Genomic DNA, 13,354 nt, shown 5'->3' on the forward strand with positions numbered 1-13,354 from the left:
CGGCACCCTTGACCGCCTCCAACGCCGCCACCGTCTCAACCCGCCCCGCGGGGGTAACGCCCTCGGCGGTGACGTCGGCCAGGGCGGCGATGATCGACCGCACCCGCGCAGCAGTGTCAGTGCTCGTCGCGTCAGTCATGGCGTCCCCCTTTCCGTACCTCTATCGTACACCCGTTCGGCGACAATGATCACGTCATCCACAGCCCAATTCGATTGCAACACAACCAAATTCACGTCATCGACCAGAATTCTGAGCGCGACAAATAACCCTCCCTGGGGCCACAACACCAGTCCACCAGAGACCACTGACAACCCTCTCGAGAAGGCGCGCGCGAGCCCATCAAGGCGAGCGGACGGCATACGGGCATGACGCCACCCCGAAACTCACTCGCGCACCACACCACACGAGGGCAACCATCGAGACATGCCCCAGCAGCCTCTGGCCACCGAGCGGCTCGACCTCGTACCCCTCGCGGACGAGCACCTCGAGCTCGAGGTCGCCCTCGACGCAGATCCCGAGGTCATGCACTTCGTCAGTGGTCGCCCGCACTCGCGTGCCGAGGTCGAGCGCTCCCACGACCGACGCATGGCGCGCGGCCGACAGGTCGACGGGCTCGGCTTCTGGGTGGGCTTCGTGCGCACCGAACCCGACCGCCCGTTCGTTGGCTGGTGGATCCTCGGCCCGACGACCGGCCCCGACCAGCCGGACTGGCGCACACCCGGGCTCGCGGAACTCGGCTACCGCCTGCACACCCCCTTCTGGCGCCAGGGCCTGGCCACCGAAGGCTCCGCTGCGCTCCTCGCCCACGGCTTCGACCACCTCGGGCTGCGCCGCGTCATTGCCCAGGCGGCGCGCGCCAACCTCGGATCCCAAGGGGTCATGCGTTCCGTCGGCATGACCCGCTCGCGCTCATGGGTGGGAGACGACGGTCCCGAGGTCGAGTACGAGATGACCCGTCACTCGTGGTTCTCGCGGCACCTCACCTGAGTGCCCGTGACCAAACCTCAGCCGGTATGCCGTCCGCCCCAGGCCCGCTTCCACCACGACTTGCGCTGTGGCTCGCCGACTGAGGGCCCCTGTGCCGCAACGGTCTTCGCCAACTCAGCCCGTAGTACCCGCCACGCCTCGACCATCTCGTCGACATCGACCGTCGGAGCCCAGATCGGTGACCGACGTCCCAGAGCCGGACGCCGGCGGTCCTCGATGACCCGCTGGTTGTAGTCGCGCAGGATCTCCCGCACGCCCTCTTCATGACGGACCTCCGCGAGGGACTCCGGGAAGCCTGCCCGCTCGCGCCGCAGCAGCATGACCGGCGGCAGCGCGTCAGAAGGGTCGATGCCCTCGCGCGCCATCATCTTCTTGACCCACCAGTCGGGGTCGGCGTCGTCGAGTCCGCGCAGCGGTTTGCCGGCGCCGGGCAGGTCATCGAACTCGCCCCGCTCCTGGGCCTCGCGGATCTGCTTCTCGACCCACGACTCGTGGAACGACATGTCCTCAGTCTGCCCCCGTAGGCTGCGGCGCGTGACGGGGGAGCGATGGCGGGCGTGGCAGTGGACTCTTGTCGCCGTGGTGGTGCTCGGGCTGACCTCGATGCTGAGCAACATCACGACTGATGCGCAGCTCTCCGGCGAAGACCAGGTGTTCTTCGCGATCCGACGCGCCGCGAGCCTCGTGCTCAACTCGGGGACCGCGTGGGCCGGGATCTCGGTGCTCGCCGGATATCTCGTATGCCGTCCGCTCGCCTCCGCGGTCGCCGGACTTCTCGCCGGGTCGGGTGCGCTCGTCGTGCACTACGGGGTGGGCGAGCTCACCGGCCTCATGCCATCGGGTTCGTTCGCGACCAACACGTTCTGGTTCGTCGCGGCCGCTGTCACCGGAGCACCCCTCGGTCTCGTCGGTTCGCTGGCCCGATCATGTTCTCGCTGGGGGCTGCTCGCGCGTCTCGTGGTCCCCTTTGGAGCTCTCGTCGAGCCCTGGGCCGTGGGGTGGTGGATGGGGTCGACCCAGTCGATGGCGGAGCATGTTTCCGACCTGACGGCCGCCGCCATCCTCACCGCGGCGGGCCTCGGCGGCGCGGCCCTCATCGTGAGGCGACGCCGCCGAGGCTCACCGGCGGGTCAGGACTGACGGTCTCCGTTGCCGTCCGATCCGTCGCCGAGGAAGCCCTTGCCGAAGGCCCACCAGAAGCCCGTGAGCACGGCCGGGATCGCGATCGTCCACGACGGGATGCTGTCGACGTTGCCGGCGATGATCGCCCACACGACGAGAACGGCGGTCAGGATCCAGGCGATGTTGAGGTACCGCTGGTGCATCGAGATATCTCCCCTGTGAATGTCGCGCGTTCGGCTGTCTGAGCGCGCGAGCACGTGTGATGACATTCTCGATACTGCCGCAACGGCGGCCGCTGCACCTCCACCGGACGGTGGATGCTCAGGGAGGGGCGTGCTCAGAGGCTCGTCGCTGCCTCGACGTCGGAGCGGATCGCAGCGAGGCGCTCGCCGGCCCGCGACCGCGCGGCTCCCAGGTCCTCGGCGCCGTCGACGGCTTCGACGACCTCGAGATAGACCTTGAGCTTCGGCTCGGTCCCCGACGGGCGCACGATGACGCGGGAGTCGTCCTCGAGGAAGTACCGCAGACCCTCGGTGGGCGGCAGCCCGCCATCGCCCTCGGCCAGGTCATCAGTGCGTGAAACCGCCACTCCTGCAACGCTTTCCAGAGGCGTGGCCCGCAGTTTCGCCATGATGCTGTCGATGAGGGAGAGGTCTTCGACCCGCACCGAGAACGAGTCGGTTGCGTGCACGCCGTGCTCGACGGTGAGGTCGTCGAGGCGGTCCGAGATCGACCGTCCCTCCGCCTTGAGCGAGGCCGCAATCTCGGCGACGACGAGCGCTGCGGACACGCCGTCCTTGTCACGCACGCGCGCCGGGTCGACGCAGTAGCCGAGTGCTTCCTCGTAGCCGAAGCGCAGCCCGTCGACCCGCGAGATCCACTTGAAGCCGGTCAGGGTCTCCTCGTGCGCGACACCGGCGGCGCGGCACACGGTCGCGAGCATGCGCGACGACACGATCGAGTTCGCGAACACCGACCCCTCCGGCACCCCACGGTCGAGCAGGTGGGCGCCAAGGAGCGTGCCGACCTCGTCACCGCGCAGCATCCGCCAGCCACCCGGACCGGGCACGGCAACGGCGCACCGGTCGGCGTCGGGGTCGTTGGCGATGACGACGTCGGGGTTGGTCTGCTCGGCGAGCTCGAGGGCGGCGTCCATCGCCCCCGGCTCCTCCGGGTTGGGGAACGTCACGGTCGGGAAGGCCGGGTCCGGTTGCGCCTGGCTCGGCACGGGCAGGGGAGTCTCGTAGCCAGCGGCCTCGAAGGCCCGCGCCACCGTCTCCGACCCCACGCCGTGCAGCGCCGTGTGCACGACGACGAGGTCACGCGGGGAGTCGGACTCGACGACGTCGACGACCTTCGACAGGTAGCTCTCGAGCACCTCGTCGTCGAGCGTCTCCCACCCGTCCTCGGCCAGCGGCACGTCGGACGTGCGGTCGATCCGCGAGATCTCGGCGGCGATCTCGACGTCCGACGGCGAGACGATCTGCGACCCGTCGCCCAGGTAGACCTTGTAGCCGTTGTCCTGTGGCGGGTTGTGACTCGCCGTCACCATCACACCGGCGTCGGCCCCGAGGTGCCGGATCGCATATGCGAGAACGGGCGTCGGCAGCGGACGTGGCAGCACCGCTGCGCGACCCCCTGCCGCCACGACCACCGCCGCCGTGTCGCGGGCGAAGACGTCCGAGTTGGTCCGGGCGTCGAAGCCGATGACGACAAAAGGCGCAGCAGGGTTCTCGTCGCGGTTTTTCAGGTATGCCGTGAGGCCGGCTGCCGCTCGAATGACCACCGAGCGGTTCATCCGGTTCGGGCCACCGCCCAGCGCGCCACGCAGACCGGCCGTGCCGAACTGGAGCAGGCCCGACATGCGGTCCACGAGGTCGTCGTGGGCGGCGGCGTCACCGGCACTCGCCGCGGTGATGACGGCCTCGAGTTCCTCCCGGGTCTGGGGGTCCGGGTCGTCGGCTGCCCACGCCTGGGCCACCTCGAAGAGCTCGGAGTCCTGAGCCTCGGGGCTGGAACTGGCGGGGTCCGCGGACTCGTGGCGGCCGGCATACCTCATGGCTTCTCCCTCAGAGTTTGGCGACGACGGCGGCGAGGAGGCGACCACAGCGGTCGGCGGCCGCCTTGCCTGCCTCGATGACCTCTTCGTGGTTGAGCGGGGTCTTGGAGATACCGGCAGCGGGGTTTGTCACGAGCGAGATGCCGAGGACCTCGAGTCCGCTCTGTCGGGCGGCGATCGCCTCGAGGGAGGTGGACATGCCGACGAGGTCACCGCCCATGACCTTGGCCATCTGGACCTCGGCGGGCGTCTCGTAGTGCGGCCCGCGGAACTGGACATAGACGCCCTCGTCGAGCTCCGGGTCCACCTCACGGGCCAGCTCGCGCAGGCGGGGGGAGTAGACGTCGGTGAGGTCGACGAAGTTCGCTCCCTCGATCGGCGACTGGTTGGCGAGGTTGATGTGGTCGCGGATGAGGACCGGGGTTCCGGGAGGCCACTCCTCGCGCAGACCTCCGCAGCCGTTGGTGAGCACGATCGTCCGGCAGCCGAGGGCGGCAGCGGTGCGGACGGTGTGGACGACCGCGCGCACACCCTTGCCTTCGTAGAAGTGCGTGCGGGTGCCGTAGACGAGGGCGCGGCGGCCGGTGTCGCCGATGGCGACCGAGCGCATCGTGCCCGAGTGGCCGGCGACGGCCGCCTTGCCGAACCCGGGCACGTCGGTGTTGTCGATCTCGGTGAGGGTCTCGCCGATGAAGTTGCCGGTCTGTCCCCAGCCCGAGCCGAGGACCAGGGCGACGTCGTGGGACTCCACGCCGGTCCGCTCCCGGATCACCGCGGCCGCGGCTTCGGCGACGGCGAAAGGGTCGGTCGCCGGGTCGGCGAGGTCGAGCGAGGGCTGGGCGGCAGCGTTGTCGGTCACGTGAGGAGATTAACTGTCGCGTGGTTGGATTGGCTGCGTGAATGCGCGAACGACTCGAGTGGTCATTGTCGGCGGCGGGCCGGGCGGATACGAGGCGGCACTGGTTGCGGCGCAGCTCGGCGGTGACGTCACCATCGTGGATCGTGACGGACTCGGCGGCGCGGCGGTCCTCACGGACTGCGTCCCGTCCAAGACGCTCATCTCGACCGCCGACTACATGTCCGAGTTCGAGACCGCGGCCGACCTCGGCGTCCACCTCGAGGACGGCGAGGGCGACGAGGTGAGCGACGCCAAGGCCGAGCTCGCCGAGGTCAACACCCGGGTCAAGGACCTCGCCGCCGCGCAGAGCCACGACATCACCGAACGAGTCGAGGAGGTCGGCGTCCGCATCCTGCGCGGCACAGGCCGACTCGTCTCCGCCACGCGGGTCGAGGCCACTCTGGTCGACGGCGGCACCGAGACGGTCGACGCAGACGTCATCCTGGTCGCAACGGGTGCCACACCCCGCGTCATGGACACGGCTCGCCCCGACGGGGAGCGGATCCTCACGTGGCAGCAGATCTACGAGCTCGACACCCTGCCCGAGCGGCTCATCGTCGTCGGCTCCGGTGTCACGGGCGCCGAGCTCGCCCAGGCCTACCTGGGCCTCGGCTCCGAGGTCGTCCTCGTCTCCTCGCGCGACCGGGTCCTGCCAGGCGAGGACCCCGACGCCGCAACCGTCATCGAGGACGTCTTCAAGCGCCGCGGCATGGAGGTCCTCGGACGCTCCCGGATGGCGGGGGTCGAGCGCCGCGGCGATCGCGTCGTCGTGCGACTCGAGGATGGGCGCGAGGTCGAGGGATCCCATGCCCTCCTCGCGGTGGGTTCCATCCCGCAGACCGCCGACATGGGCCTGGCCGAAGTCGGCGTCGAACTCAAGGAGTCCGGACACATCGCTGTCGACCGCGTCTCGCGCACGTCCGTTCGAGGCGTGTATGCCGCGGGCGACTGCACGGGGGTCCTCCCCCTTGCGTCCGTGGCCGCCATGCAGGGCCGCATCGCCATGTCGCACGCCCTCGGTGACGCGGTGGCTCCGCTCCAGCTCGGAGTCGTCTCCGCCAACATCTTCACCGACCCCGAGATCGCCACGGTCGGCATCTCGCAGAAGGACCTCGACGAGGGCACCGTCGACGCCGACGTCGTCATGCTGCCCCTGTCGCGCAACCCCCGGGCCAAGATGTCGGGCATCAACGACGGGTTCGTGAAGCTCTTCGCGCAGAAGGGTTCCGGGGCCGTCATCGGCGGAGTCGTCGTCGCGCCCCGCGCATCGGAGCTGATCTTCCCGGTCACCCTCGCCGTCCACCACCGGCTCAATGTCGACCAGCTGGCCAGCACCTTCACGGTCTATCCGTCGCTGTCCGGGTCCATCGCCGAGGCCGCGCGGAGGCTGCACAGCACCGGGAGCTGACCCGGCCCCAAACCCCACTTCATCGGGCTCCGTGGCTAGTTTGGAAATCATCCGAACCCGACTCTGTGGGAGAGATTCACGATGAGTGACCAGAAGCAGCCCTTCAGCGGCGACGAGGCGATCGACAAGGTCGAGGAGCTCGCCAAGGACAACCCGGAGACGACGCGCAGCGCCATCGACAAGGTCGAGGACCTGATCGACGAGCGCACCGGCGGGAAGTTCAAGGACATCGTCGACAAGGGCGGGGACTTCATCGAGGGCAAGCTCGGCCTCCCCGCGGAGACGCCCGAGCAGGCTCCCGAGGACGGGACGACCCCTTCCGCCCCCGGCACTCCGCCATCGACTCCCACACCGCCCGCGGAGCCGACGACGCCTGCCGAGCCCACGCCTCCCGCGGAGCCGACGACTCCCGCGCCGCCTGCCGAGCCGACGACTCCCGCCCCGGCTCCCGCACCGTCCGAGCCGAGCGCTCCACCCGCCGACCCGGGCGCCACGCCGACGACGCCAGAGCAGCCCGAGCAGCCCGCTGAGGTGCCTGCCCCGAACCCGGCACCGGGTACCGAGGACCCGCAGCCGCGGCAGGACCCCACTGCCCCATCGGACCCCACCGCTCCGAGTGACGCCCCGGACACGACATTCCCGGACACCGAACCTCAGACCGGTGACTCGGCCGGTCTCCCCGAGGGCGGCCCGACCCAGCAGGGCGACCCGGGATCGACCACTCAACCCGGAGGCACCCAGCCCGCCGACGGTGGCGAGAGCCTCGACCTCGGTCAGGACGACACCAGCACGTCCTGAGGCGACGACCACCTCCAGAGGTGACGAACGTCCCGTATGCCGGCCCACCGGCATACGGGGCGTTCGTCGTGAGCGGACCGATACCGCAGCGATACCGGGGAGCGGGACTGTCGATCCGGGTCGCTGACCAGGCCCATCATCGAACCAATGGGCTCACCCCAGGAGGAGTCCATGTCTCGTCGCAAGGTCTCACGCCGCGCCCTGTGCGCCATCGCTGCCAGCACTGCGCTCGCCGCCTCCTCGGTCGTCGTTGCGACGGCGCCGGCTTCGGCCGAGCCCGGATCGAACAACGGCAACGTCGTCTTCCGTGACCACTTCACGTTCAAGGTCAGCCACATCGAGCAGGAGGAGCACGGCGACGAGTTCTGCGACGTCCCCTTCCTCGTCCTCTGGGAGGGACAGTCGACGATCACCGACATGACGACCGTCCGCCGAGGCGACGCGTACTACAGCAGCTACCAGACCTCGCAGATCAACCGGTACACGAACCTCGACACCGGCGCGAGCTTCCAAGACCGCGTGTCCTTCAGCTGGAAGGACCAGAAGGTCGACATCGACGAGAACGGCTTCCTCACCGCAACCTGGCAGGACCGGTTGGGCTGGAAACTCTTCGACCAGAACGGGAAGCTCGTCGGAGTGGACGCCGGATGGTCCGGTACACCGTGACGGTGGACCTCCACGATCTCGACAATCCCGACGACGACGAGGAGCTGAGCTTCGGCGTCCTCGGTGACCACGGCATCCGGCAGCTCGGTGACCGCGACTTCTGCGCCGATCTCGAGACCTTCATCGGCTGACGCCAGTCAGCGATGCGGCCCGCCTTCCAGGGAAGGGCGGGCCGCACTCATGTCTGCATGCTGGTCAGGCGTCCTTGATCTCGCAGAGGACCTGGCCGTTGGTCACCGTCGCGCCGACCTCGGCGGCGAGGCCGCTGATCGTGCCGGCCTTGTGGGCGGTGATGGGCTGCTCCATCTTCATGGCCTCCAGGACGACGATGAGGTCGCCCTCGGCCACCTCGGCACCGTCCTCGACGTTGATCTTGACGATCGTGCCCTGCATCGGCGCAGTGAGCGAGTCGCCCGATGCCGCGGCGCCGGCCTTGCTGCCGCCGGAGCGCTTCGGCGCCTTCTTCTTGGCCGCCGCACCGCCGCCACCACCGAGGGCGATGCCACCCGGCAGGACGACCTCGAGGCGGCGACCGCCGACCTCGACGGTGATGCGCTGGCGCTCGCCGGCGTCCTCCGCACCCTCGGCTGCCTCGCCCGCGAAGGGAGCGATCTGGTTGTCGAACTCGGTCTCGATCCAACGGGTGTGCACCGTGAAGGGCGCGTCGCCTTCGGGTGCGAACGCCGGGTCCTCGACGATCGCGCGGTGGAACGGGAGGACCGTCGGCATGCCGTCGACCTCGAGCTCGGCGAGGGCGCGACGGCTGCGCTCGAGGGCCTGCTGGCGGGTCGAACCGGTGACGATGAGCTTGGCGATCATCGAGTCGAACGCACCGGCCACGGTGTCGCCCTCGACGATGCCGGCGTCCCAGCGGACACCGGGACCCTGCGGAACGACCATGCGCGAGACCGTGCCCGGGGCGGGCATGAAGTTGCGGCCGGCGTCCTCACCGTTGATGCGGAACTCGAAGGAGTGGGCGCGCGGGGTCGGGTCGTCGAAGCCGAGCTCCTCGCCGTTGGCGATGCGGAACTGCTCGCGCACGAGGTCGATTCCGGTGACCTCCTCGGTCACGGGGTGCTCGACCTGGAGGCGGGTGTTGACCTCGAGGAAGGAGATCGTGCCGTCCTTGGCGACGAGGTACTCACACGTGCCGGCGCCGACGTAGCCCGCCTCCTTGAGGATCGCCTTGGACGCGCGGACGAGCTCGGCGTTCTGCTCTTCCGACAGGAAGGGGGCCGGAGCTTCTTCGACCAACTTCTGGTTGCGGCGCTGGAGCGAGCAGTCGCGGGTCGAGACGACGACGACGTTGCCGTGCTGATCGGCGAGGCACTGGGTCTCGACGTGGCGCGGCTTGTCGAGGAACTTCTCGACGAGGCACTCGCCGCGACCGAAGGCCGTGACGGCTTCTCGGACAGCGGATTCGTAGAGCTCCGGGATCTCCTCGAGGGTGTGGGCCACCTTGAGGCCGCGACCGCCACCGCCGTAGACCGCCTTGATGGCGATCGGCAGGCCGAACTCCTTGGCCAGGGCGACGACCTCGTCGGCGTCCTTGACCGGGTCCTTGGTGCCGGGGGCGAGCGGGGCGTCGGCCTTGACGGCGATGTGCTTGGCCTTGGCCTTGTCGCCGAGGGCGTCGATGGCTGCGGGGGAGGGGCCGATCCAGGTGAGCCCGGCGTCGATGACGGCCTGGGCGAACTCGGCATTCTCGGCGAGGAAGCCGTAGCCGGGGTGGACGGCGTCCGCTCCGGCCTCCTTGGCGACCGCGATCAACTTGTCCTGGAGGAGGTAGGAGTCCGCCGGGGTCGTGCCACCGAGGGCGTAGGCCTCGTCGGCCACCTTGACGTGCAGGGAGTCACGGTCGGGCTCGGCGTAGACGGCGACGGAGCCGATGCCGGAGTCCTTGCAGGCTCGGGCGATGCGGACTGCGATTTCGCCACGGTTGGCGATGAGGACTTTGCTGATGGCCATGCGTCGGACTGTAGTAGGTCGGCAGAGGCGGGCGCTGCCGGTGGTCGCGCGTGGTCGGTCACACTTGCGCGTGGTCGCCGGAGGTTACTCGCGAGTCACACGCCGAAGGATCGTGCAAGGGCGAGGAGGCCGCGTTCCAGCCCCGTTCGCTCGCTTGTGGAGAGCGTGGAGAGGAGCCGCTCTTCATTGGCCATGTGTGCCGTGAAGGCCTCGTCGATGAGGGCGCGACCCGATGGTGTGAGTGCCACGAGTCGCGAGCGTCCGTCGTGTCCGCTGGGCCGGCGTTCGACGTACCCGAGGGCGACGAGTCGGTCGACCCGCTTTGTCGCGGCGCCGGAGGTCACGACGGTCTGGTCCGCCAGATCCGACGGCGTGAGCGCGCAGTCCCCGCCCTGCCGCCGGAGTGTGGCGAGGACGTCGAATTCACCCTCCCCCAGGCCGTACTCCGCATAGACGCGTGTCAGCTCCGTCGTCAGCGCGTTGGCGACGCGGTGCAGGCGACCGATGACGAGGAACGGCGTGGGGTCGAGGTCGGGGCGCTCCCGACGCCACTGCTCGACGATCTCCTCGGCGCGGTCCCGGGGGGCCTGGTTGGTCATGGACTGGAATATACCTTCCAAGGAAACTATTATGTCTTCCGTGGAAGGTATCTCGACGCAGAAGAAGCTGGGCGGGCTTGCGCTCGTGGCCGTCACCGCGATTGCCCCGGTCGTCTGGGGCTCCACGTATGCCGTGACGCACCTTTTCCTTCCCCCCGACCGCCCGCTCTTCGCGGGTGTCATGCGCATCCTTCCCGTGGGACTGCTCATGGTGGCCTGGCAGCGCCGACTGCCCCGAGGCTCCTGGTGGTGGCGCTCGGTCGTTCTCGGGACGCTGACGATGGGCCTCTTCGTCGCCCTGCTCTTCGTGGCCGCGATCCGATTGCCGAGCGGACTCGGCTCGACGATGACGGCCGTGGCGCCCCTCATCACGATGGGCCTCGCGTGGGCGATCCTGCGCGAGCGCTCCACTCCCGCGACGGTCGTCGCGTCCTTGGTCGGCGCGCTCGGGGTGCTGCTGCTCGTCCTTGAGGGTGGCTACGAGGGCGGCGTCGACCCGGTCGGGGTGCTTGCCTCGCTCGGCGCTGTGACCTCGGCCAGTGCCGGCTTCGTCCTGACGAAGCGGTGGACCGTGGACGAGAGCGTCCTCGTGGTCACGACCTGGCAGCTCGTCGCCGGTGGCCTCGTGCTGCTCCCGTTCATGCTCGTCATCGAAGGCGCGCCGCCCGCGCTGCCCGTGTCGGGATGGATCGCCCTGGCCTACCTCGGGTTCGTCGGATCCGGCGTCGCCTATGTCGCGTGGTTCACCGGCCTCGCGTCGATGAGTGCAGGAGCCGTCGCCGTCATCGGCCTGCTCAACCCCGTGGCCGGCACCCTCCTCGGCGTTCTCCTCCTCGGTGAACCGTTCGGCCCGATCCACCTCGTCGGCATGGCCCTCGTCCTCGGCAGCGTCGTCCTCGCCCAACCCCAGGTGCGCGCAGCGCTGCGCATTCAGCGGAAGGTGAGCACCCGGCATACGGTGGAGGTATGCCCATCAACGACATCGTCCTGACGTCCGGCTCGCACGAGATCGCCATCCCGCAGGTCGGGTTCGGCGTCTGGCAGGTGCCCGACGCCGAGGTCGACGCGGCTGTCCTGTCGGCGCTCGAGACCGGCTACCGGCACATCGACACGGCCAAGCTCTACAACAACGAGGCTGGCGTCGGTCGCGCGCTCGCCGCGACTGACGTGCCGCGCGAGGACGTCTTCGTCACGACCAAGGTCTGGCCGACCGAGTTCGGCGCGCAGGAGACCGTCGACTCGTTCAACGCGTCGATGGACCGGCTGGGTCTCGAGACGCTCGACCTGTTCCTGCTGCACTGGCCCTTCCCGGCGACGGACCGCTACATCGATGCGTGGGCGGCGCTGAAGTCGTTGCGCGACGCGGGTCGGGTGCGCGCCATCGGTGTCTGCAACTTCCACCCGGACCACCTCCAGCGGCTCTTCGACGAGACGGGGGAGTGGCCCTCGATCAACCAGGTCGAGCTGCACCCCTATCTGCAGCAGCACGACGTCGTCGAGTTCAACGCCGAGCACGGCATTGTCACCGAGTCGTGGAGTCCGCTCGCATCGGGCAAGCAGGTGCTCGAGGACCCGGTCATTGGTGCGATCGCCTCCCGCCTGGGTGCGACGCCGGCGCAGGTGATCATCGCGTGGCACGTCGCGCGCGGGTTCGTCGTCCTGCCCAAGTCCGTGACGCCGTCGCGCATCGCCGAGAACCTCGCCGCCGCCGAGCTCACGCTCACCGAGGCCGACCTCGCCGAGATCGCCACGCTCGACCGCGGCTTCCGCACCGGCCCGAACCCCGACGAGTTCAACGGCTGAGTGAGTGCGCACTCAGTGTCGGGGATCTGGGTCTACGGTCGAGCCGGAGGCCCCACATCTCCGACACTGAGTCGTCGCTCACTCGCTCAGGAGCCGAGTCAGGCGCTCACGCAGTGCCCGACGGTGCTGGCGTGACACGAGACTGAGCGACGTCATCTCCACGTAGGTGTAGCCCGCATCCTCCAGGCCTGCCCGTCGCTCCCGCTCGTACTGCCACTGGGAGCGGTTCGTGCGGTGCTGGTCTCCGTCGTACTCACCCACGATCCTGCGCTCGCGCCACAAGAAGTCCGGCTTCGCGAGCCACCTGCCCTCCGGTGTGAACACGTCCACGTTGAGTTCTGGCTCGGGCAGGCCCCAGGACAGGAAGGCGTGGCGGGCTTTGCTCTCCCACGGGGACGCTGCACCCGCTCGGGCCAGGGGCGCGCACCGTCGCAAGGCTGCGGACCCACGCGTGCGCCGGTCCGCCGCCGTGCGGTCGAGGTCCTTGGGGCGGGCGAGGTCCCGTGCGAGCAGGGCGTCAGCCATCGCCAGCAAGTCGTCCTCCGCAAGCTCGGAGCCGAGGTCGGCCCAGGTCTCGATCGGGTCCGTGACCGGGAGGCCATCGACGAACTCGGTGTCGCGGCGCTCGAGCCCACGGTGGCTCTTCACGCCCGCGCGCACGATCAGTGGCGTGCCTTTGGGCCGCATGACGTGGAGGGGCTCATCGGGCTGCCAGATCCGCGGCGCGGGCAGGTCGAGCAGCCGTGCGGCAGTGAGGTGGGAGAAGGCGAAGGGCTGCGGAAGGACGGCGGCGAATGCTCGTGCCCTCGACTCAAAGGTGACCTCGTCTGATCGCAGCACGCGCACCCCTGAGGTGGGCACGAGCAGGTCACCCGCACGCAGCCGTTCGGCGCCGACGTCGGCTGCGGTGGCCTCCACTGTGGTGAAGACCTGCCCCAGGTCGGCGGGGAGAGGCGCTGGTCGTCGGGGCATGCCGTGAAGCCTTGCCCGGGACAGACGACGTCGCCATCGCCACCGAGTGATCTGTGGACAAGTCCGAGGGGCC

General features: G+C 69.4%; 15 protein-coding genes. 8 read left to right on the forward strand and 7 right to left on the reverse strand.

Annotated elements, in window-relative coordinates; translation table 11 throughout:
• Window positions 1-424: 424 nt before the first annotated feature.
• A complete protein-coding gene (locus N803_RS12060) occupies window positions 425-988 on the forward strand; it encodes a GNAT family N-acetyltransferase (RefSeq protein ID WP_035905739.1) in 564 nt (187 codons plus the stop codon).
• Window positions 989-1,005: 17 nt separating this feature from the next.
• Here the strand turns inward: N803_RS12060 and N803_RS12065 are convergent, their stop codons facing one another.
• Window positions 1,006-1,491 (reverse strand): DnaJ family domain-containing protein, encoded by a 486-nt coding sequence (locus N803_RS12065; protein ID WP_035905742.1) that lies wholly within the window; start codon window positions 1,489-1,491, stop codon window positions 1,006-1,008.
• Window positions 1,492-1,522: 31 nt separating this feature from the next.
• Here N803_RS12065 and N803_RS12070 point away from each other — a divergent pair, with 31 nt between their 5' ends.
• Window positions 1,523-2,128, forward strand: a complete 606-nt coding sequence (locus N803_RS12070) for a DUF6518 family protein (protein ID WP_156969773.1) — start codon at window positions 1,523-1,525, stop codon at window positions 2,126-2,128.
• Here the strand turns inward: N803_RS12070 and N803_RS12075 are convergent.
• The 3 genes from N803_RS12075 to N803_RS12085 form a co-directional block, all read right to left on the reverse strand.
• Entirely contained in the window at window positions 2,119-2,313 is a 195-nt protein-coding gene (locus N803_RS12075; protein WP_035905743.1) for a hypothetical protein, read from the reverse strand. The two genes, N803_RS12070 and N803_RS12075, sit on opposite strands and share 10 nt — an antisense overlap.
• Before the next feature lie 134 nt (window positions 2,314-2,447).
• Window positions 2,448-4,169, reverse strand: coding sequence for a phospho-sugar mutase (locus N803_RS12080; protein ID WP_084764454.1), 1,722 nt, complete (start codon window positions 4,167-4,169; stop codon window positions 2,448-2,450).
• Window positions 4,170-4,179: 10 nt separating this feature from the next.
• A complete protein-coding gene (locus N803_RS12085) occupies window positions 4,180-5,028 on the reverse strand; it encodes a purine-nucleoside phosphorylase (RefSeq protein ID WP_035905747.1) in 849 nt (282 codons plus the stop codon).
• A 37-nt stretch (window positions 5,029-5,065) separates the two neighbouring features.
• Between N803_RS12085 and N803_RS12090 the strand changes: the two genes are divergently transcribed.
• From N803_RS12090 to N803_RS19035, 4 genes are all read left to right on the forward strand, one after another.
• The gene (locus N803_RS12090; protein ID WP_035905751.1) at window positions 5,066-6,475 is read left to right on the forward strand and encodes an NAD(P)H-quinone dehydrogenase; all 1,410 of its coding nucleotides are present in this window, start codon (window positions 5,066-5,068) and stop codon (window positions 6,473-6,475) included.
• An 81-nt stretch (window positions 6,476-6,556) separates the two neighbouring features.
• Entirely contained in the window at window positions 6,557-7,273 is a 717-nt protein-coding gene (locus tag N803_RS17595; RefSeq protein WP_052112230.1) for an antitoxin, read from the forward strand.
• A 171-nt stretch (window positions 7,274-7,444) separates the two neighbouring features.
• Window positions 7,445-7,939, forward strand: a complete 495-nt coding sequence (locus N803_RS12100) for a hypothetical protein (RefSeq protein ID WP_035905753.1) — start codon at window positions 7,445-7,447, stop codon at window positions 7,937-7,939.
• Window positions 7,940-7,941: 2 nt separating this feature from the next.
• Complete coding sequence (locus N803_RS19035; RefSeq protein WP_281175006.1) at window positions 7,942-8,070, forward strand: hypothetical protein; 129 nt, start codon at window positions 7,942-7,944, stop codon at window positions 8,068-8,070.
• A 64-nt stretch (window positions 8,071-8,134) separates the two neighbouring features.
• Here the strand turns inward: N803_RS19035 and N803_RS12105 are convergent, their stop codons facing one another.
• Both N803_RS12105 and N803_RS12110 read right to left on the reverse strand, forming a co-directional pair.
• On the reverse strand, window positions 8,135-9,907 hold the full coding sequence (locus N803_RS12105) for an acetyl/propionyl/methylcrotonyl-CoA carboxylase subunit alpha (protein WP_035905754.1): 1,773 nt from the start codon (window positions 9,905-9,907) through the stop codon (window positions 8,135-8,137).
• Between the two features lie 95 nt (window positions 9,908-10,002).
• On the reverse strand, window positions 10,003-10,506 hold the full coding sequence (locus tag N803_RS12110) for a MarR family winged helix-turn-helix transcriptional regulator (RefSeq protein ID WP_035905756.1): 504 nt from the start codon (window positions 10,504-10,506) through the stop codon (window positions 10,003-10,005).
• Window positions 10,507-10,537: 31 nt separating this feature from the next.
• On the opposite strand from N803_RS12110, the gene N803_RS12115 reads away from it, so the two are divergent.
• A complete protein-coding gene (locus N803_RS12115) occupies window positions 10,538-11,497 on the forward strand; it encodes an EamA family transporter (RefSeq protein ID WP_052112231.1) in 960 nt (319 codons plus the stop codon).
• Entirely contained in the window at window positions 11,473-12,309 is an 837-nt protein-coding gene (locus tag N803_RS12120; RefSeq protein ID WP_052112232.1) for an aldo/keto reductase, read from the forward strand. The genes N803_RS12115 and N803_RS12120 overlap by 25 nt, the downstream gene beginning before the upstream one ends.
• 78 nt (window positions 12,310-12,387) lie before the next feature.
• Here the strand turns inward: N803_RS12120 and N803_RS12125 are convergent, their stop codons facing one another.
• On the reverse strand, window positions 12,388-13,281 hold the full coding sequence (locus N803_RS12125; protein WP_156969774.1) for a PDDEXK family nuclease: 894 nt from the start codon (window positions 13,279-13,281) through the stop codon (window positions 12,388-12,390).
• Window positions 13,282-13,354: the final 73 nt, after the last annotated feature.

The organism is Knoellia subterranea KCTC 19937 (assembly GCF_000768685.1).
Classification (GTDB): domain Bacteria; phylum Actinomycetota; class Actinomycetes; order Actinomycetales; family Dermatophilaceae; genus Knoellia; species Knoellia subterranea.